Below are 20500 nucleotides of genomic sequence, written 5' to 3'. Positions count from 1 at the left end.
CATGAATAAAATTCATGCCTAGTTGAGTTTAACCTTATTGCTGCTCACCGTGAAAAAAGAGAATCTAATGATGAATAAATATGTTGAAGATAAGAGGAATAGACATGTTACTACAAGGAAAGGTAGCGTTAATCACAGGTGCTGCATCAGAGCGTGGTATTGGTCGTGCAACAGCAGAAATCTTTGCACAGCAAGGCGCTAAAGTCATTATTGTTGATCTAGATCTTGTGCAAAGCCAGAATGCAGCTAAAGCATTGGGCGAAGGTCATTTAGGTCTAGCAGCAAATGTTGCAAATGAAGAACAAGCACACGCTGCTGTGGAAAAAGCCCTTCAACACTATGGAAAAATTGATATTTTGGTCAATAATGCAGGCATTACCCAACCTGTAAAAACATTAGATATCAAACGTAATGATTATGACCGTATTTTGGATGTCAGTCTGCGAGGAACACTCATTATGTCTCAGGCAGTAATTCCCTCAATGAAAGAAAACGGTGGAGGAAGTATTGTGTGCTTATCATCCGTTTCGGCACAACGAGGTGGTGGTATTTTTGGTGGTCCACACTACAGTGCTGCCAAAGCTGGGGTTTTAGGATTAGGTAAAGCGATGGCTCGCGAGTTTGGTGCAGATAATATTCGTGTCAACTCACTTACACCAGGTCTTATTCAAACAGATATTACGGGTGGTTTAATAAATGATGATCGTCGTCATGACATTCTTGCAGGTATTCCACTTGGTCGCTTAGGCAGAGCACAAGATGTTGCAAATGCAGCGTTATTTTTAGCCAGTGATCTATCAGCCTATTTAACAGGTGTAACTTTAGACGTAAATGGCGGCATGTTGATTCACTAAAACACAGTATTAGAAAATCTAAAATAGAGACATGGCCATGAGAGGATATTGTGGCCAATTGTAAAGGGACTCGCATGATGGATACCGTATTTTCATCTGATACAGATGCTATTCGTAAATCTGCATATCGAAAAATTGCATTTCGGCTGATGCCATTTTTAATGCTTTGTTATTTTTGTGCTTATCTAGACCGTGTAAATGTTGGTTTTGCCAAACTTCAAATGATGAGTGATTTACAGTTTAGTGAAGCTGTTTATGGACTCGGAGCAGGTATTTTCTTTATAGGATATTTCTTATGTGAAGTACCTAGCAATATTGTGCTTCATAAAGTTGGTGCTCGACGTTGGATTGCCCGAATTATGATTACATGGGGTATTTTATCAGGCTGTTTTGCATTTGTTGAAACAGAATGGCAATTCTATACCTTGCGCTTTTTACTCGGTGTTGCTGAGGCAGGGTTAGCACCAGGTTTATTACTTTATCTTACATATTGGTTCCCATCTTATCGTCGGGCCCGTATGACCGTGCTTTGGTTTATTGCGATTCCAATTTCGGGAATGATTGGCGGTCCTCTATCTGGCTTAATCATGGATCAAATGAACAATGTGCAGGGATGGTATGGCTGGCAATGGATGTTCGTTATTGAAGCGATACCCACGGTACTTGTTGGTTTATTGGTGCTAATCATTTTAAAAGACTCTGTTCAAGATGCACATTGGTTAACAAGTGCTGAAAAGAATTTAGTTCAGCAAGAAATCGCTCAAGATAATCAACAGAAAGAAGGGCATAGCAGTATTAAAGACTTCATTAGTGATAAACGCTTGTGGTTACTTGCGGGAATCTACTTTTGTGTCGTAATGGGACAATATGCAATTACTTTTTGGTTGCCGACATTAATTCGTAACTCAGGTATTAGCGACAACTGGCATATTGGCTTGTTGACCAGCCTACCTTATATATGTGCCATAGTTGTAATGCTGTTAGCAGGCCGTAGCGGAGATCACTTTAGAGAGCGTCGCTGGCATTTAATTATTCCTATGTTTGCTGGTGCAGTTGCACTGACCTTCGCAACATTGTTTGCCTCAAATCTAACCCTATCGCTGATTTGTTTATGTATTGCAGCATCAGGTGTACTCACCGCATCTTCTTTGTTTTGGATGTTACCAACCAACTTTTTAGGAGGTGTTTCAGCTGCTGCGGGTATTGCTGGAATCAATAGTTTTGCCAACCTCGCTGGATTTTGTTCTCCGTTTCTTATCGGCTGGATTACGACTAATACAGGTTCGAATGCGATTGGCATGTTCTTAATCACAGCAGTTTTATTTGTCGGTGCCAGCCTAGTACTGGGCGTTCCAGCAAAACTTGTTAATCGTTAATAAGAGAAGTTAATCATGTCAAATATTAATAAAGAAGTTCGTATTGCTGAACTACAGCAACGTGCATATAACATTCGTCAACATGCGTTACGTATGGGACAAGTACAGGGCCAAGGTTATATTGGACAGGCCTTAGGTGCAGCCGATCTACTTGCAGTTTCTTATTTTCATGCAATGAAATATCAGCCTGAGAATCCTGAATGGGAAGGACGAGATCGCTTTTATCTTTCAATAGGTCATTATGCAATTGCTTTATATGCTGCTTTGATTGAAGCAAACGTGATTCCACTTGAAGAACTTGAAACGTATGGTTCTGATGACAGTCGTTTACCTATGTCAGGCATGGCAACGTATACCCCTGGTATGGAGATCACAGGAGGTTCGCTAGGTCATGGTTTGGGTATTGCGGTAGGTGCTTGCCTTGGATTAAAACAAAAGAAATCAGAGTCATTTATTTATAACCTCTTATCAGATGGTGAGCTCAATGAGGGCTCGACATGGGAAGCCGTAATGTCGGCTTCACATTGGAAATTAGATAATCTAATTGCAATTATTGATGTGAATAATCAGCAAGCCGATGGGCATTCATGTGAAATTCTAGCTTTTGAACCGATTATAGATCGTTGGCAATCATTTGGCTGGTATACCCAACGCGTAGATGGCAACAATATGGAAGCTTTACTTGATGCTTTTGATCAAGCGAAAAGCTACGAAGGAGCATGCCCAAGAGTAATTATTTGCGATACCAAAATGGGTAAAGGTGTTTCATTTTTAGAAAGCCGTGAAAAAACACATTTTATTCGCGTGGATGAACGCGAATGGGATGAAGCTTTAAATATATTAACCCATTACGGCAAATAAGGAGTTTAGATCCATGAGCCAATTAGCGAACTCTCCAAAGAAAAAATTAAAAACGTCTGCAATGATTGCTTCGATTGCTGCTGAAGGCCAACCAACCAAACCTGCACCATTTGGACATGCTTTAAATGCCTTGGTGAAAGAGCGTGATGATATCGTTGGATTATCAGCAGATTTATCCAAATATACAGATTTGCATATTTTTGCTAACCAAAACCCAGACAAATTCTTTCAAATGGGAATGGCAGAACAACTCCTGATGAGTGCTGCTGCTGGATTAGCTCGAGAAGGATTCGTTCCTTTTGCTACGACTTATGCTGTATTTGCTTCACGCCGAGCTTACGATTTTATCTGTATGGCGATTGCCGAAGATAATTTGAACGTAAAAATTGTAGCAGCCCTTCCTGGTTTAACTACAGGATATGGGCCAAGTCACCAAGCAACAGAAGATATTGCAATTTTCCGTGGAATGCCAAATTTAATGATCATTGATCCATGTGATGCCTTGGAAATTGAACAGGCTATTCCACAGATTGCTGCTCATCAAGGTCCTGTTTATATGCGTTTGTTACGTGGTCAAGTTCCATTGGTACTGGATAAATATAATTACCAATTTAAATTAGGTAAGGCTCAAGTGATTAAACCTGGCAAAGACCTGTTGATTATTTCTACAGGACTGCTGACGATGCGCGCTCTTGAGGCAGCTGAAGAACTTAAAAAAGAAGGAATTGAGGTTTCAGTTCTACATGTTCCAACCATTAAGCCTCTTGATGAACAGACCATTTTAGATGAGGTAGCTAAAGGAGGACGACCTGTACTTACTGCTGAAAATCATTCTGTAATTGGTGGTTTAGGTGAAGCAGTTGGAACCTTGCTATTAAGAAATGGGCAACATCCACGTTTTGACATGATTGGTTTGCCCGATGCATTTTTAGATGCAGGTGCACTGCCGACATTGCATGATCGATATGGTATTTCTGTTGAAGCAGTTAAAGAGAAAATTAAAAATCACTTAACCTAAGAGAATCCAATTTAATTAGTGAATTGAGCATGGTGTACGACAGGAGTCTTGCCATGCTGCAATTTTCTCATACCACTTTTACTCCATTTAACCATTCAAAATATAGCTTATTCAATTAGTTATTTAGGGAAACTTATTTTTAAAATTTGCAGGGATTGTGCAATGAACAAAATTAATTTTTTATGTCTTATTGGTGTACTTATTGGAACAAATACGGCTTGTTTTGCTGGAAACTTATTCGATGTGAATCGGAAAAATTTAATAGGGCAAGGTGAACGAACAGCTTTAGCAGATAAAGGGATCAAATTTGATGGTAGTTTAAATCTCGATATTGCTTACTTGGCAGACGGTGGATATGTCTCACGACAAGATCCAACATATGTTAGCCAGTTTTCACTTGGTTCAACCTTAGATTTAGAAAAATTGATAAATCTAGACGGGCTGAGTGTTCGAGCATTAATTATGGCAAGACAAGGGCAGAGTGTATCAGTAGAACAGATCTCCGATCCGCAAGTACCACAATTGGCCAATGTACAGGCAAACTATGGTCGAGGAAATTCGGGTACAAGACTTGCAGAACTATCGATCGAAAAGACTTTTAGTAACGCAACTACCAGTATTCGAGTTGGGCGTTTTGCCATGGGAACTTATTTCAATGTGATGTCTTGTGACTTTCAAAATAATTCTTTTTGCGGTGCGCAAATGGGGAAATGGCAAGGCAGTAAATGGATTAATGCACCTGTAAGCCAATGGGCTGTAATGTCTAAATATAGTTTCAACCCTGAGGCTTTTATACAATTTGGTGTATTTGAATATAACCAAACAAACTTGGAAGAAAGTGAAGGATGGAATTTGGATACAAAAGATGCCGATGGCGTCAATATTCCTGTTGAGCTTGTCTGGCAGCCGAAACAGGCGATTAATAACTTAGCTGGTATCTATCGTATAGGTGCATTTTACAATACGGCTGATGATCTCAAAAATCAAAAAGACATCGTTACAGGAGAACCAAAATCTCACACATATGGGATGTGGGGAGTCGTAGAACAACAGTTAACCAAAAATGGCTCAAGTCATCAGGGGCTATACGCTTTTGTGAACTTTAGTTTTCATGATCAAACCACTAACAAAGTTGGAAATATGCAACAGATGGGTTTAAAGTACATTGGACTTTTAAATCATTATCCCAATGACATTGTAGGTTTTGCTGCGAATAGAGTTCATGTGAGTGATCGTTACAGCCAAACACAGCAAGCCATTAACAAGGATGCTGAATATAATATTGAGTTGAACTATTCATATTTCCCAATGAAATGGTTGATGCTTAGACCTAATATTCAATATGTAATCAATCCTGGGGCAACGAGTTATGTGGATAATGCTCTAGTGCTGGGCTTAAGCTCGAAAATTATTTTTTAAAAATATATCTACTATAAGAGTTGAACGATATTTTTTAAATTTCTAATATTTAAATTATCACTTTTTTTAGAGCTAAATTAAGGGAATATTTTTTATTCTCTTAATTTATGAAAAATCGTCGTTTTCAATAGCTAAAAATTATAGGTATAGGTCAATCCGCTGTTGGTGGTGATGGTCACCTCATGCACATTTTCAGCAGCACACATCATACAAAGGTAGGCAGTCTCTCTAGAGAATAAAGATTATTGATATTATCAAAAAATATATTTGAATTAACTAAAGAAAAAGGCTCATGGATTTGATATATTTTTATTAAAGACAAAGTCACTAGCAATATACACTGGCATATACCAAATAGGTTTTTTGGCTAGAAGTTTTTAATCTTTAGGGTAAAGTTAGATATTAGTGAACATAAAATGATTGTAAGTTTTCAAGTTAAAAATGTCTAAAAAGCCTTATCTATCAACAGAAATGCAAAAATACCAAACAAAGCAAAAAAGACAAAATAAATTACTTTTGCAACTTTCCATTCTTCTATTTATCCCGCCTTTATTGTTATTTCCCGCGTATCCAAGAAATGACTGGCAATATTCCATTTATAAGTACATCACAGAAAATTTGTTGATTACAGTAGGTTCAAAAGGACCACTACCATTTTTTACTATTCTTTCTAGTATATACATTACAATCATTATATTTTTCTTAAGTTGCTATGTCTGCTGGTTATTCTTAAAAAAGTATGGCATTCAAGAAAACTTCCAAAAAAAAATTTACAGTTTATTCTTACAATTCGAATTTTCTTCTTTATATAAATATCCTTGGTTAGAAATACCAATAATCAAAAAAATATTAGTTTCGAGCATTTTTATTTTATGTTTTCTTGGCAGTATATGGCACTTTGTTCATGATGAAATTTCATTTCAAAGTGGTAGTCGTAAAGGTGCACTCATAGAATGGAGTTACAACTATAGAATAGGCGTATTGTTCTGGGAGTTCATTATTAGCTTGTTGAGCATCTCGCCTATTTTTTATTTCTTTCTTTTATTCATTTATCTCAGCAATTACTATTTCCGTGGGTTGGGAACTGGGAAAATTCTTTTTTCCAAAAGAAACAGCAAAACTAAAAAACGTAAGAAAAAAAGATGATTTTGTTAATTCTGCCATATTGTCTTATCCTGTAATAGAACAACACTTATCTCATAAAATGCTCAATCAATTTCTTAGGGCACTTTAATATTCTCGTGGCGTCTATACCATGCACTCCAACATATTTATGTTCTTGCTTGTCACAAATATGGAGGCTTATCCAACACGATCATGCTGAATAAGCCCATTTAAAAATCATCAATCAATATCAGGATGCTGTTTGGCAAGGTGATCACGTTTTTCTTGTAGTTCTTCGATTTTTTGATCAATTTTTTCGATTTTCTGCTCAATATTTCCATGATATTGCTCTAGAAGTTCCTCAGCTTCTTCAGGATCAACCGCCATTGGCTTGGCGCCTTTAAGTGGTAAATTTGCTGTTTCTTTAAGATAAATCGCAGTAATAACACCAAAGCAGCCACAAATCACCAGATAATAGGCTGGCACCATAATATTTTGAGTTGTTTCAACCAACGTTGCTGTGATGGTAGGTGTTAAACCTGCAATCACCACTGAAATATTAAAGGCAATTGCAAGTGCGCTATAGCGAATTTCAGTTGGAAACAATGCGGGTAGGGTTGAAGCCATTATTCCAATCAGCATATTGAGTGAAAGTGCCAACATCAACAGACCCAAGAAAATTAAATAAACATTATTTGTGGCAAGCAATATAAAGGCTGGATATGACAAAACAATCAGTGCAAAACTCCCTGCAAAGACAAATGGTCGACGACCAATTTTATCACTTAGCATTCCCACGAATGGCTGGACAAAGAGCATTCCGACCATTACTGCAATAATAATCAAAACGCCGTGATTCTCTGAGTAGCCTAAGTTATGTGAGAAATAACTTGGTAAATAGGTAAGTAGCATGTAATAGGTGACATTGGTACACAGAACTAGACCAACACATACCAATAGACTGCGCTTATGTTCACGGAAAATTTGTTTGAAACCCACTTTTTGCGGTTTTTTAGATAGTGACTGTTCTTCAGCATGCGCCTGAAAAGTCGGAGTTTCATCTAAAGAATGACGTAAATATAAGCCAATTAGTCCTAGTGGTAACGCTAAATAAAAAGGAATTCGCCAGCCCCAATCGACAAAGGCCGCTTCCCCCATGGAAAAACTAATCATTGAAACGACACCCGCCCCAACAACAAAACCTAAAATAGAACCAAAATCCAGCCAGCTTCCCATGAAACCACGTTTTCGATCTGGTGAATATTCCGCTACAAATATTGCAGCTCCAGCATATTCTCCTCCGACTGAAAAACCCTGAGCAATTTTTACAATGAGTAGCAGAATAGGGGCCCAAATTCCTATACTTTCATAGGATGGGATTAAGCCAATACCAAAAGTACTGACGGACATGATAATAATGGTGATCGCTAGGATCTTTTGACGACCGTATTTATCACCTAAATGCCCAAAAAACAATCCACCTAAAGGTCGAAATATAAAAGGTATAGAAAAGGTTGCGAGTGCTGCAATCATTTGTATACTAGGCGATGAATTTGGAAAAAAGACTTTACCTAATACATAAGCGACATAACCATAAACACCAAAATCAAACCATTCGATTGCATTGCCTAAGGCTGCGGCTTTAATGGCTTTTTTAGTCTTATCATAATCAATAATTTCGACATCATCGATTTCAAGTGGTTTAATTTTTCTTTTATACATAAATGGCTTAATCCTAATGAATGACTGTGTTTAAAAAATCTCTAAACCAAAGTCAAAAATAAAATTCATCATGAGCAGAAATAATTAAAAGATAACGCTAAGTTACATTTAAAATTTCAATGTCATAGAATTTTAATAAATATCAATTGATTATAATTTTAGTTTTTTTGTGGTTTTTATGTGTTGGGTAATCATGAATAAAATGTATGAGATCTGATGTAATTGTGTAATGAGTTTAACGTATATAAATGAATCAAAAGGATTGAAAATAATAGTTGTGTTTCCTTTCGCTAAATTTTTTTTGCAGTGATTAAAGCTAAATTAAATGATAAAAGATGTTAAGACTAGAAATAGGCTATTAAGATGATGACTAAAGCAAAGAACAGCCGTTAAGTGTAATTTTATCAACAATCCAAATGCTAATGAGTGCAATATTAGTTATAACCATATCCAGCTTAAATGGGACGCTAAAACTGTATAAATATTTTTTTATAGATAACAATGAGTCCATTTTATAAGGTCCTGAGTTTTTTAGCTTAAATGTTATATTTTTTGTAAAAATAAGTTATTAAAAACTAATGTAATTTACAATTTTAATGATTAGTTAGACAAAATATCTGTTCATTGAGAAGTACAATTTTTAGCAAGTCACTTATTTCCTGCTTTTGTTTTATGGAAAGCCATTATGTTTTCAAATTATATTCATCCTTTTGTTTTGTTTTTCTCCTTACTCAATCCTTTTTTGATGAGTATTTATATGATCGGGATGATCAGACACACTGAAACTAAAGTATTTAATAAAGGTTTAGCACAAGGTGCTTTGATTGCTTATGTGGTTTTTATGCTTTTTGCATGGGGTGGCGAAGCAATTTTTAGTACTTATTTAAATGTTCGTTTTGAATCATTTCAGATTTTTGGTGGGTTAATTTTCTTGGTGATTGGCTATCGTTTTGTATTTCAAGGTGCAGATACTATCGGAGAAATGAGAGGAACGCCTGCACATTTGGCCAGTACCATGGCTATGCCATTTATGATTGGTCCAGGCACAATTAGTGCAGCTGTGGTGACAGGAGCGAGTATGTCTTTACTCGAATCCGCGGTGTTGATTGCTTTTACCTTATTTATTAGCTGTGGCATTTTAATGATCATGAAGTATGGGCATGACCACTTACGTTATAGCCATGCGAAATATATTGATCGCTATTTTGATATTGTTGGACGTTTATCTGCCTTGTTAATTGGGACTATTGCGATTGATATGATCGCGACAGGGATTATTGGTTTACTTGAAAAGTATTAATAATTATTTATATTTTTGATTTTTAAGATAATTATTAAATAAAAGCTGAAACATGATTTACGCTGAGGTGGGAGATCCACCTCAACATTATATCAAAGTTTATTCAGGACTATCATCTAGAAATCTTCTTAGCCTTTCAGATTGAGAGGCTGTCCATTTTATATCTTTGTCTAACAAAACGAATTTTAAGTAGAAAATAATGGAGGAATATAGAGATATATGTTGTTTTTATGTGAAATATAACGATAATGATTTTTATTTAGATTAAGAGTTTTATTTCATGGGTAGATGGATTTCTCAAAATCGGATCTTTGCTAAAAGTGCTATTTATCTTGCACTTTATAGTTGTTGGATTGGGACAAGTTATGCTGCGACGGAAGCAACAACAGAACAAACAAATGCTTTACCCATGATCGTTGTCACAGCAGAAAATAATACAGAAAATAACTACACTAAAAAGAATGCCAGTACATCTACTAAACTCGATTTGAGTATAAAAGAAACCCCACAATCTGTTTCAGTGATTACACGCAAACAAATCGAAGATATGGGTGCGACAAATTTGGGTGATGCATTATTAAATACAACAGGGATTTTGCTAACAGGGGATAATACGGAGAGAACCAACTTTTCAATTCGAGGGTTTAATGTTGGAGATGGTTGGAATTCAAATATATTGCAATATGATGGGGTTGCTGTAAATGCAAGTAATGTCACCTCATCTAAACCAGATATGGCAACCATTGAAAGTATTGAAGTATTACGAGGGGCAGCAGGGTTAATGCAAGGTTCAGGAGAACCGTCTGGTGCAATTAATCTTATTCGTAAAAAACCAACAGAAACTTTTCAAGCAAGTGGTGCTGTAAGTTATGGCTCATGGAACACAGTACGTGGAGAAATGGATGTTTCTGGTCCATTGAATCAATCTGGGAGCGTGCGTGGTCGTCTAGTGGCGGCAGGTCAAGATGGTGATTCATTTATGAAATCTGTTACTCGTGATTCTAATGTTTTATATGGAATCGTGAGCAGTGATTTAACTGAAAATACGCTATTGAATATTGGATATTCACGTCAAGGTGAACATGCAGTTCCCGTCAATACAATTCCTAACTATTTTAATGGTACTAAAATAGGCATCGATAATTCTAACTGTGGTTGTGATTACAGAGATTTTTGGGATAAAACCAATACACAAGGCTTCTTAGATATTAGCCATAAATTTGATAATGGGTGGGAAGTAAAAGCCAGCTATTTGAAGGCAAGATATGTCATGGATATGGCATTTACATCACTGGGATTATCTTCAACTACGACAAGTGCAGATAATGCTTTGGCAACTGTTTATAAGTACGGATATAACTATGAGCAAAAATTAGATATTTATGATTTTTTTGCAAAAGGTACATATCGATTATTTGGCCGTGAGCATGACCTAGTATTTGGCGCAAATCACAGCAAAAGTAATATTACAGGGGCATGGACAAGTTGGGACCAAGTTCTAGAAGATTATAGTTTGGTTGGTGGGGGGGAAACACCGACGCGTGACTATTTGTACGTCAATATAAAAAATTACAGTCCTTATCAATTACCTTATATCGCGCCACGTTATCAAAATACCAGTGTTGATCAGGTACGTCAGACAGGATTCTATCTCACCACTCGCTTAAATATTATTGATCCTCTCAAAGTTATTGCAGGTGTGCGCCAAAGCAATTATGAAAGTGTAAACGAATATAAGAAATCTAATATTTTAACACCCTACTTTGGACTTACTTACGATATCAATGATGCATTGACTGCATATGCGAGTTATACCGATACTTTTGTTGTTCAAAATGCTAAAGATCGTTATGAGACATTACTTGATCCAGTACAAGGTAATGTTTATGAAATTGGTTTGAAAGCAGGTCTTTGGAATGATCGTTTAATTGCATCAGTTGCTGGATTTAAAACCAATCAAATAAATCGGTCAATACGAGATGAAAGTTCGAAAGGTCAGTGTCCGTTTAATGGTGGTGAGGCTTATTGTAATGTTGCATCGGGTGAGGTGATCAGTAAAGGGATTGAAACTGAGATTCGTGGTGAAATTATCCCCAATCTTAATTTAAGTTTCGGCTATACATACAATACTACGGAATATGCAAACGACCCTACAAATCAAGGTTTGGTTTTTAATGAGGATACGCCTGAACATATTGCACGTTTATTTGCGACCTATAAGTTTGCAAATAATTTAATCCTAGGCGGCGGTGCAAATTATCAAAGTACTTGGAAAGTGGGTCGTTATAGCGAACATCCTTATCGTCAGCCTGGATATACGATTGCTAACTTGGTGGCGAGTTATCCATTAAGTGATAAAGTGAATATTGCATTGAATATCAATAATATTTTTGACAAAGAATATTATTCACAAATTTATAGTGATGGAACTATTCGTTTTGGTAATCCTCGAAATGCAACGCTCACCTTACGCGCAAAGTTTTAAATCAATCGAAGGATGGCTGATATTTTCAGCCATTCACTAAAATAACAATCCAATTGACACCTTAAAATACACTCAAAACCTCAACAAATTTTCTTAATTAAATTTTTTATAAATTTATAGACGACTGGTCTATTATTAATTTATAGTGTGTATATGAAACGATCAGATAAAAGTGAAGCGACTCGACAACATATCTTAAATACTAGTTTTAAGTTGGTATTACATAAAGGTTTTGTCGGCGTCGGCTTACAGGAAATTTTAACGACTTGCGGTGTACCCAAAGGCTCGTTCTATTATTACTTTTCTTCCAAAGAAGCATTTGGTTGTGCGCTTTTACAGCAATACCTTGCTGATTATAAAGTGAAAATCGATCAATTAATTCTACAAGAAGAGCGGAGTGCTTATGCGCGTTTAGTTGCACTTTGGCAAGCATGGATTGATGATCCATGCCATAACGATGGTGGTTGGGCTGAGAATTGCCTAATTGTAAAACTTGCAGCTGAGGTTTCAGATTTATCGGAAGATATGCGTCAGATTTTAAATTTTGGTGTAACCAAGCTGACAGAACGCATTGCAAATTTACTTAGTGACGGACAACAGGATGGCTCAATTCCACAACATATTGAGCCTGAGAAAATGGCACAAACCATGTATCAACTCTGGTTAGGCGCAGCTTTATTGGCGAAACTTGCACAGAACAAACAGCCACTTTATCTGGCTTTAGAAACCACACAGCAATTACTAAAACCTATATAGGAACAACAAATGAAAAGTATTATTCATCATATTTTTGGCGAACCTGTCGACGTATTAGCATCAGCAGAAATGCCAAAGCCAGAGCCTAAAGCAGGCGAAGTTCGTATTAAAATGATTTTATCTCCGATGCATAACCATGATGTTTGGACGGTGAGAGGCAGTTATGGCTATAAGCCAACACTTCCTGCGATTGGGGGGAGTGAAGCCGTTGGTGTGATTGATGCTGTTGGTGAGGGTGTCGATGCTGTATCTGTTGGGCAACGTGTTGCAGTGGCTGCGGTCCATGGCAGTTGGGCAGAATACTTTATTGCACATGCCCATAGTGTGGTTCCTTTAATTGATGCAATAGATGATGAAACCGCTGCACAATTGATTGGTATGCCGATTAGTGCACTGATGTTGTTAGATTTTATTGATTTAAAACAAGATCAGTGGCTTATCCAAAACACAGCCAATGGCGCTGTGGGTAAAACTGTTGCGATGATTGCGCACGCTCGCGGTCAAAAAGTCATTCATTTAGTTCGCCGTAGTGATGCAGTTGCAGAAATGAATGGTTTAGGTATTCAAAATGTAGTGGCGACTGATCAAGCGGATTGGAAAGATCAAGTAAAAGCGATACACGCAGATCAACCTTTAATTGCTGGGGTAGATTCAATTGGCGGTAAAGCCAGTGGTGAAATGTTGGCTTTACTCAGTGAAAATAGTGTATTGGTTTCATTTGGCAGTATGACGGGTGAACTGATGCAAATTTCATCAGGTGATCTTATTTTCAAACAAGCCACAGTAAAAGGCTTCTGGGCGAGTGTGGTCAATAAGCAATTGTCTGCTGAACGCAAAAAAGAGTTAATTGTAGAATTGTTGACTTTAGCTGCTCAGAAAAAATTGGTGTTACCCGTTGAAGGTATCTTTAGTTTTGATCAGATTCAAAATGCGGCAGCCAAAGCCACTCAAGGTGCACGCCAAGGCAAAGTATTATTAAAACCATAAATATATTTGAGGTAGATCAGTTGTAAGACTGATCTATGACCAATTTTAAAAATAAGGAAAAAACGATGATTGGACAAATTTTAATTGCCTTAATTGCACTGTTACATGTGTATATTTTAGTTTTAGAGATGTTCTTATGGGACAAACAATACGGTTTAAAAGCATTTGGGAATACGCCTGAAAAAGCACAGCTCACCAAAGTCATGGCACAAAATCAAGGTTTATATAATGGGTTTTTAGCTGCTGGTTTATTTTGGTCTTTATGTGCACCTGCAATTTATGCATTATCACTGGCGAATTTCTTTTTAGGCTGTGTGTTGGTTGCTGGGATTTATGGCGGTATGACTGCAAGTAAGAAAATTATTTATATACAAGCGATTCCTGCAGCTTTGGCATTAATTGTCGTGAATTTGAATTACTAAAGTAAGGGGCTAACCTAGCCCCTTACTTTAAATTTATTCAAAAATAACTTGATTAAACAGCAACATCAGAGAGAACAATAAAGTTAAGCTTGGATAATGATGTTAATTTATTTATTAATATCTCTGATGTTGGCGAACTTCAATTGACTCTAATCCATCTATTTGCTTGCTTTGTAATGCGTAGGCAATTTGATCCAATCTTCACGCGATAAATAGCTGATATGCTCTGTACGGTAATCTGCTAGAAACTGATTATATTTATCTGTTTCAGTATGATGATGCTTAAAGCCACATTTTGCTTGTGCTTTATGTGACTGTTCATTATCTGCAAAGTAACCACACCATAGAGCTTGTAATTGCAAATCTTCATAGGCATGTTGCATGACTGCCTTAACAGCCTCAGGTATAAAACCATTTCCCCAAAAGGGAACACCAATCCAGTAAGCCACTTCTGCTTCATTATCTGCAATATCGAAATTACTGTCTTGCCCAATCAGTAGACCAACCATACCAATGGCTCGATTGTCATGCTTTTTTGCAAGCGCATAGACTTCATCATGTGCAAAAACTGTCTGAATATACTCTAAACTTTGTGCCTGACTTTCATGTACCGGCCAGCCCGCAATTGGCCCAACGCGTTCATCTTTTGCATATTCATATAAACTTTCTGCATCACTTTCTTGCCAAGGTCGTAAAATTAACCGTTTAGTTGTCAAAATCATATTTTAAAGTCGCTTATAAAATTCATCAAATTTCAAAACGAACTATAGGTATTTTAGGCGCTTATTACTATTCCCAAATTTTGGCAATTTCGGTACTTTTCAAAACAAAATCATTATAATTAGGCAGATATTTAATAAATTTTATTCAAAATGCAAAGTGATCTAAATTTTCTTCATCAAAATGTAAAAGATTATCTATGGAGGACAAGTAATCTAAGTGATTCGTTAAATCAACCTTTATTGTTAGCGTATTGTTCACTTATTTTTGTCAAAGAAGGTCATGCAGATCTGAGCATTCAGTTTCAAAATTACCATCTGCAAGCAGGAGATATTCTGGTTCTTGCAGAAGATTCATTAACCCTTATAAAAAATCAATCTGCTGATTTTTCTTGCAATTATTGTATATTTAATCGCGATTTTGCTGCTGAAGTTGCCTCGCTTTTACCAAACGCTTTATTTGCATATCTTAATCAAATGCCGCATTTTTCTCCCAATGCCGAACAGGCAAGTTTAATCAAAATGTGGATATCTCAAACTGATTTTATTATAAATTCTACACAACAGCATCAGCGAATATTATTATGCAATCACTTGCAAAATTTTTTTCTGGCGCTATCTGAACTCATAAATCACAAAAAGACTTTATCTAAGAACGAGTACACAAGAAAAGAAAAACTATGTTGGAACTTTTGGGAAATGATCGCAATACACAGTCAAGTTGAAAGAGAGGTTATGTTCTATGCGCAAGCCTTAAATATTAGTCCTTATTACCTATCGCAATTATGTCAGCAGTTTTTTAATGATAGTCCTAAAACACTCATAGACCGGCAGGTGATTCTTAAGCTTAAAGAGCGACTTAAAATGAGTTCTCTCTCTATTCAAGCGATTGCTGACCAAATGCATTTTAATGATACTTCCTACATGTGTCGTTTTTTTAAAAAGCATACTGGACGTACTTTACGTCAATACCGTAAAGAAACCTAAGAAAAAAATATTTAACAAAATACTTTTAAACTTTGGACTTAATTAAAGAGCGGACATCTTTAATCAAAATGGCTGTTCTTCATTTTAAGCGATGTACAATTAGAAGGAAAACGTATATGTAAAATATCTAAAGGTATTTAATTTTTGTATTTAAGGTTAATTTTTTATTTTGAAAAATGAGAATTTAACTTATCTATTATTTTTATTATTTTCTCTAGATTAGATTGGATTTGTTTTGGATTTTAATTGTATGTGATTTAAATAATAATCAAGAATAATCTCAATAAATATTTTTAAAATAAATTTAGATTTCATATTCTTTAATAAATACCGCTGTCTCTCTTTTTATTTTAAATTAATTTTTATGGTCGGTTTGAGTTTTTAATTAATAGCTTTGGGGGAGTCTTTAAAATTTTATGGATAATTTTTTAATTTAATATTTTTAAAATAATTATCATTCTTTTTTATTTAATTAAAAGTTGGTCTTTTTTCATGGAGTGAAATATTTTTTATGCAACGAGATCAATGTTGATTAAAAAAATAAAAAAACTATCAATAGCTTGGTTTAAAGGTATGATTTTATAGAAATTAAGTATTTATTTTGTATTTATTGCGTACTTAATTAAATGCTTAACTTTGAAATGTTATAAAGTTGATGATAAATAATACACACTAATTTGGAAAGGGAAATTTTTCATAAACCTACGATTTATAAAGAACTCTACTAATTAAAATTGATGTATATGATGATAGTCTACGAAATATTTTTCATAAAGTGATGGGGAAACTCTCATTTTTTATACAGTAAATAACCATATATCACGTAAAAATTTTATACGAATTTTGAGAAAATAAATTGATTATGAGTTGAGTGATTTCATGCAGAATTGTACTAAAGATTGTCAGCATGATCTTATATGGATTTATAAAGAGGTAAGTAGAGAAATTCATTTTTATTTGGATGTAGTGGAAAATAATTTTCTCTATAATTATTTTACTAAATTAGGTTCACTTATCTTGCTGAGGCTTGAGGAATAAAATTTATTTTAAGTACAAAAAATGAATAATTTTATCTGATGTTATTAGGAATAAATTATTAAATTTTAAATTAATGGAGTTTATATCTTTATCAGTTATCAGTTATCAGTTATCAGTTATCAGTTGTCAGTTTTTTATTCGCATGCTAAGTGCTATGTTTTCACAAATTTTCTTCATGAAATTTAATGGTTTTTTTGGCTGGTATTTAAGTAACTATAAGAATTATAGTTAAATAAAATAGAGTCTATTTATGAAAATTCTTTATTATCTTGATTTTTAATTTTTTTTAGTTTTTTAATTTAAATTTTAGTAATGATTTTCAGTTGATTCTTGAAAATATTTTTATAGGTGTTTTGATTTTTATTATTTAGAATTATGCCTAGTAATTTCTGAAATATTATAGGAGATGCAATATTTTTAATTATTTTAAATGGGAGCTTTATGTTGTGAAAACCTTTTTTAATTTCTAGATTAATTGGATTTTAAAGTTATTCGTATAATAGAAAAAATATTCAAGAATTTTATGAGATAGGTATTGAGCTAATCTTTAAATATCGAATGCTAAAACCGCTTAATTTTAAAATACTTATATATTAACACTGTATGGAGGTGATGTCATTAAAGGTAAAATCGTCTTAAAAATGTCAATATGCATGTTTGGATGAGATATTAAAATTAACATTTAGTATTACACTGAATAGCTGAGCTAGATTTATAGCAACATGAACAATTTTTATGGTATTTATAAGGCGACGTAAAGTGTCGTTTAAAATTAAAAAAGATTGGAAATTTAGAATGTTTCAACTAAATTGGTCTTATAAAAACTTTATGACTACTAATAATATGGAACAACTTAACCCATCAGATTTAAAAGCAATTCTTCATTCGAAAAGAGCCAACCTATATTATTTAGAACATGCACGGGTGATGCAAAAAGATGGCCGTGTTTTATATTTAACCGAAGCAAAAAATGAAAACCAGTACTGGAATATTCCGATTGCCAATACAACTGTGATTTTGTTGGGAACTGGAACGTCGATTACTCAGGCTGCAATGCGGATGCTCTGTAGCGCAGGTGTTTTGGTCGGTTTTTGTGGTGGTGGAGGTACACCTTTATTTTCAGGCAGTGAAGTGGAGTGGTTAACACCACAAAGTGAATATCGTCCAACTGAATATATGCAAGGCTGGATGAGCTTTTGGTTTGATGAAAAGAAGCGTTTAGATGTGGCCAAACAATTTCAAGTTGCGAGGGTTGAATATATTCGTAAAGTTTGGGCAAAAGATCGGGACTTACAAGCAGAAGGATTCTATTTAGATGATCAGGATATTCAACAGGCTTTAAGTGGTTTTGAAAAGAAGATTCCCAATATGACCAAAGTTGGCGATTTACTTCTGGCAGAAGCTCAAACCACCAAGCAGCTTTATAAAATCGCGGCAACACGTTGTAAACTCAAATTTGAACGAAATGCTGAATATGGTGATTTAGCCAATGATTTCCTCAATCATGGTAATTATTTAGCCTATGGTTTGGCTGCAACTACACTTTGGGTCTTAGGTGTCAGTCATTCATTTGCAGTTATGCATGGTAAAACTCGGCGTGGTGCTTTGGTTTTTGATATAGCTGATTTAATTAAGGATGCGGTGGTGTTGCCGTGGGCATTTATTTGTGCCAAAGACGGGTTAAAGGAGCAAGACTTTAGAGCATTGCTGTTACAGAAATTTACACAGCATAAATGCAGCTTAGAAATTTTACTGTCGCGGCTATTTATGATGATGCAGGTTCACTGCCGAGTAGGCAGCTTAGAAAAAAACTGAGCAAAACAGAATGGTAGGAAATTCGTTCACTGCCGAGTAGACAGCTTAGAAAAACCTCCAATAACCCCTCAAAGCTAAAATAATGTTCACTGCCGAGTAGGCAGCTTAGAAAATACTGCTGGCAAATCTTTTAGTAGATTTTCAGTTCACTGCCGAGTAGGCAGCTTAGAAAAAGTAAAAGTCTTATTCGCTTTAGAGCGTTTGGTTCACTGCCGAGTAGGCAGCTTAGAAAATGTGGTTAGCAATCTTTGCCTCAGTTTTGCTGTTCACTGCCGAGTAGGCAGCTTAGAAAATATGGTTGGCTATTTTTGCTTCGGTCTTTGAGTTCACTGCCGAGTAGGCAGCTTAGAAATGTAGACGGATTCTACCACCACAGTCGTGCTAGTCTACTGCCATACAGGCAGCTTAAAAGAAGCCAACACAACATATTTTAATATGTTAACTAATTCACACTTTTATTAGAAAAAATATTTACATGATTTTTAACATTAAAAAATTGAAGAGCACATGGATATCCTAAGAACATTTCCTTCATAAACCTGTTCCTAAATACAAATATTAATCTTCTCTCTTAGCAAGTATTGCTCACTGAAAATATCCAATGGCAATGAAACACGAATAATAAAAATAGTGCTTAAAACATGTCTGTGCTTGATTCTTAGGATAAGTCAGGGGGGAGGGTAGAGTCGTTGCATGGTTGCAGTCATTCTAAATTTTTTAAATAAGCATGCTTAATTTTGATCAAACTCTACGAGCAAAATTAACTTAAAAAGATGCTTTACTAGATTGATAACAGCTCTAAATTGAGGCTGAAATAACGTGAATTTAACTTTTTCATGAAAAATTTACAAAAAAAAATTCTTTAAATAAAACTGAAATATCAATTTAATGATTATTTAACATATTGAAATATATGGTTAAATAATTTATCTCAAAAAATACAAATTTATATACGCTTGTATCTATTTATTATGAAAAGTGTGACTTTGTTTACATTTTTGTCCCAGTGTGCATAATAGCCATCGACCAACACTAATCATTTTTTGTTTGTATAGGATATTTGGTATGAAAAACATTTTTTTAGCAGCATCAGTTTCAATTTTAGGAATTTCTAGTGCTTTTGCAGCAGATGGCACAATCACAATTAACGGTTTAGTGACTGACAAAACTTGTGACATCGTGACTCCACAAGGTAAAGATTTCACTGTTACTCTTCCAACAGTATCTAAGCAAACTCTTGCTAAAACTGGTGATATCGCAGGTCGTACGCCATTCACGATCAACTTGGCGAACTGCTCTGAAGGTAAAGTTGCAACTTATTTTGAACCAGGTTCAACAGTTGACTTTGGTACAGGTCGTTTAAACAACACAGATGCAACTGGTGCAAAAAACGTACAAGTTCAATTGTTAGGTTCAAATAACCAATTCATCCCTGTACTTGCTGCTGGTGCTTCTGGTGCACAAGCTAACTCTCAGTGGGTAGATGTTGCTGACAAAGGTGCAGCTGACCTAAATTACTATGCTGAATATTATGCAACTGATGCATCTGCTGCTGGTAAAGTAACTACTTCTGTTCAATACACTATTATCTATCAATAATTTTTTATTGAATGGTACGGAGCTAGATTGCCTGGCAA

15 protein-coding genes, 1 pseudogene and 1 CRISPR repeat array are annotated in these 20500 nt (G+C 35.3%); of the genes and pseudogenes, 14 read left to right on the top strand and 2 right to left on the bottom strand.

Annotated elements, in window-relative coordinates; all coding sequences use genetic code 11:
• Positions 1-104: 104 nt before the first annotated feature.
• From ACG9ZL_RS17420 to ACG9ZL_RS17395, 6 genes are all read left to right on the top strand, one after another.
• Positions 105-854 carry an SDR family NAD(P)-dependent oxidoreductase gene (locus ACG9ZL_RS17420; protein ID WP_419328414.1) on the top strand — a complete coding sequence of 250 codons (750 nt, stop codon included), beginning with the start codon at positions 105-107 and terminating at the stop codon, positions 852-854.
• Between the two features lie 77 nt (positions 855-931).
• Positions 932-2230, top strand: coding sequence for an MFS transporter (locus tag ACG9ZL_RS17415; protein WP_419360943.1), 1299 nt, complete (start codon positions 932-934; stop codon positions 2228-2230).
• A 15-nt stretch (positions 2231-2245) separates the two neighbouring features.
• Positions 2246-3091 carry a transketolase gene (locus tag ACG9ZL_RS17410; protein ID WP_336952663.1) on the top strand — a complete coding sequence of 282 codons (846 nt, stop codon included), beginning with the start codon at positions 2246-2248 and terminating at the stop codon, positions 3089-3091.
• Between the two features lie 13 nt (positions 3092-3104).
• Positions 3105-4109: a transketolase family protein gene (locus ACG9ZL_RS17405; RefSeq protein ID WP_419360933.1), complete on the top strand. Its 1005-nt coding sequence runs from the start codon at positions 3105-3107 to the stop codon at positions 4107-4109.
• A 162-nt stretch (positions 4110-4271) separates the two neighbouring features.
• The gene (locus ACG9ZL_RS17400; RefSeq protein WP_419360931.1) at positions 4272-5528 is read left to right on the top strand and encodes a carbohydrate porin; all 1257 of its coding nucleotides are present in this window, start codon (positions 4272-4274) and stop codon (positions 5526-5528) included.
• Positions 5529-5969: 441 nt separating this feature from the next.
• Positions 5970-6674: a hypothetical protein gene (locus tag ACG9ZL_RS17395; RefSeq protein WP_419360929.1), complete on the top strand. Its 705-nt coding sequence runs from the start codon at positions 5970-5972 to the stop codon at positions 6672-6674.
• A gap of 198 nt (positions 6675-6872) precedes the next feature.
• Here ACG9ZL_RS17395 and proP read toward each other — a convergent pair whose 3' ends face one another.
• Positions 6873-8354, bottom strand: a complete 1482-nt coding sequence (gene proP / locus ACG9ZL_RS17390) for a glycine betaine/L-proline transporter ProP (RefSeq protein WP_419328419.1) — start codon at positions 8352-8354, stop codon at positions 6873-6875.
• 685 nt (positions 8355-9039) lie between these two features.
• On the opposite strand from proP, the gene ACG9ZL_RS17385 reads away from it, so the two are divergent.
• The 5 genes from ACG9ZL_RS17385 to ACG9ZL_RS17365 all read left to right on the top strand — a co-directional run bounded on the left by ACG9ZL_RS17385 (position 9040) and on the right by ACG9ZL_RS17365 (position 14304).
• The gene (locus ACG9ZL_RS17385) at positions 9040-9654 is read left to right on the top strand and encodes a MarC family protein (protein ID WP_336952657.1); all 615 of its coding nucleotides are present in this window, start codon (positions 9040-9042) and stop codon (positions 9652-9654) included.
• Between the two features lie 280 nt (positions 9655-9934).
• Entirely contained in the window at positions 9935-12139 is a 2205-nt protein-coding gene (locus ACG9ZL_RS17380) for a TonB-dependent siderophore receptor (RefSeq protein WP_419360927.1), read from the top strand.
• A gap of 153 nt (positions 12140-12292) precedes the next feature.
• On the top strand, positions 12293-12895 hold the full coding sequence (locus tag ACG9ZL_RS17375; protein WP_262085351.1) for a TetR/AcrR family transcriptional regulator: 603 nt from the start codon (positions 12293-12295) through the stop codon (positions 12893-12895).
• Positions 12896-12904: 9 nt separating this feature from the next.
• Complete coding sequence (locus ACG9ZL_RS17370) at positions 12905-13882, top strand: zinc-binding dehydrogenase (protein ID WP_419360925.1); 978 nt, start codon at positions 12905-12907, stop codon at positions 13880-13882.
• Positions 13883-13947: 65 nt separating this feature from the next.
• Entirely contained in the window at positions 13948-14304 is a 357-nt protein-coding gene (locus ACG9ZL_RS17365; protein ID WP_336952653.1) for a DUF1304 domain-containing protein, read from the top strand.
• Between the two features lie 158 nt (positions 14305-14462).
• Here the strand turns inward: ACG9ZL_RS17365 and ACG9ZL_RS17360 are convergent, their stop codons facing one another.
• Positions 14463-15026, bottom strand: coding sequence for a GNAT family N-acetyltransferase (locus ACG9ZL_RS17360; protein WP_419360923.1), 564 nt, complete (start codon positions 15024-15026; stop codon positions 14463-14465).
• Between the two features lie 150 nt (positions 15027-15176).
• On the opposite strand from ACG9ZL_RS17360, the gene ACG9ZL_RS17355 reads away from it, so the two are divergent.
• The 3 genes and pseudogenes from ACG9ZL_RS17355 (at position 15177) to ACG9ZL_RS17345 (ending at position 20462) form a co-directional block, all read left to right on the top strand.
• On the top strand, positions 15177-16010 hold the full coding sequence (locus ACG9ZL_RS17355) for a helix-turn-helix domain-containing protein (protein WP_419360922.1): 834 nt from the start codon (positions 15177-15179) through the stop codon (positions 16008-16010).
• 1881 nt (positions 16011-17891) lie between these two features.
• Positions 17892-18785: pseudogene (gene cas1f, locus ACG9ZL_RS17350) on the top strand (type I-F CRISPR-associated endonuclease Cas1f); the annotation flags it as partial.
• A gap of 42 nt (positions 18786-18827) precedes the next feature.
• Positions 18828-19216: a CRISPR direct-repeat array (repeat unit 29 nt; unit sequence GTTCACTGCCGAGTAGGCAGCTTAGAAAA).
• A gap of 712 nt (positions 19217-19928) precedes the next feature.
• Complete coding sequence (locus tag ACG9ZL_RS17345; protein ID WP_336952651.1) at positions 19929-20462, top strand: fimbrial protein; 534 nt, start codon at positions 19929-19931, stop codon at positions 20460-20462.
• The last annotated feature ends 38 nt before the right edge of the window (positions 20463-20500 follow it).

Origin of the sequence: Acinetobacter legionensis (assembly GCF_048551735.1) — a bacterium.
In the GTDB taxonomy this organism is placed as follows: domain Bacteria; phylum Pseudomonadota; class Gammaproteobacteria; order Pseudomonadales; family Moraxellaceae; genus Acinetobacter.
This window is presented reverse-complemented; position numbering and strand designations above follow the sequence as displayed.

Coding starts and splice junctions, on each gene's coding strand:
- ACG9ZL_RS17420 (WP_419328414.1), top strand. CDS start 105: ATGTTACTACAAGGAAAGGTAGCGTTAATCACAGGTGCTGCATCAGAG.
- ACG9ZL_RS17415 (WP_419360943.1), top strand. CDS start 932: ATGGATACCGTATTTTCATCTGATACAGATGCTATTCGTAAATCTGCA.
- ACG9ZL_RS17410 (WP_336952663.1), top strand. CDS start 2,246: ATGTCAAATATTAATAAAGAAGTTCGTATTGCTGAACTACAGCAACGT.
- ACG9ZL_RS17405 (WP_419360933.1), top strand. CDS start 3,105: ATGAGCCAATTAGCGAACTCTCCAAAGAAAAAATTAAAAACGTCTGCA.
- ACG9ZL_RS17400 (WP_419360931.1), top strand. CDS start 4,272: ATGAACAAAATTAATTTTTTATGTCTTATTGGTGTACTTATTGGAACA.
- ACG9ZL_RS17395 (WP_419360929.1), top strand. CDS start 5,970: ATGTCTAAAAAGCCTTATCTATCAACAGAAATGCAAAAATACCAAACA.
- proP (WP_419328419.1), bottom strand. CDS start 8,354: ATGTATAAAAGAAAAATTAAACCACTTGAAATCGATGATGTCGAAATT.
- ACG9ZL_RS17385 (WP_336952657.1), top strand. CDS start 9,040: ATGTTTTCAAATTATATTCATCCTTTTGTTTTGTTTTTCTCCTTACTC.
- ACG9ZL_RS17380 (WP_419360927.1), top strand. CDS start 9,935: ATGGGTAGATGGATTTCTCAAAATCGGATCTTTGCTAAAAGTGCTATT.
- ACG9ZL_RS17375 (WP_262085351.1), top strand. CDS start 12,293: ATGAAACGATCAGATAAAAGTGAAGCGACTCGACAACATATCTTAAAT.
- ACG9ZL_RS17370 (WP_419360925.1), top strand. CDS start 12,905: ATGAAAAGTATTATTCATCATATTTTTGGCGAACCTGTCGACGTATTA.
- ACG9ZL_RS17365 (WP_336952653.1), top strand. CDS start 13,948: ATGATTGGACAAATTTTAATTGCCTTAATTGCACTGTTACATGTGTAT.
- ACG9ZL_RS17360 (WP_419360923.1), bottom strand. CDS start 15,026: ATGATTTTGACAACTAAACGGTTAATTTTACGACCTTGGCAAGAAAGT.
- ACG9ZL_RS17355 (WP_419360922.1), top strand. CDS start 15,177: ATGCAAAGTGATCTAAATTTTCTTCATCAAAATGTAAAAGATTATCTA.
- ACG9ZL_RS17345 (WP_336952651.1), top strand. CDS start 19,929: ATGAAAAACATTTTTTTAGCAGCATCAGTTTCAATTTTAGGAATTTCT.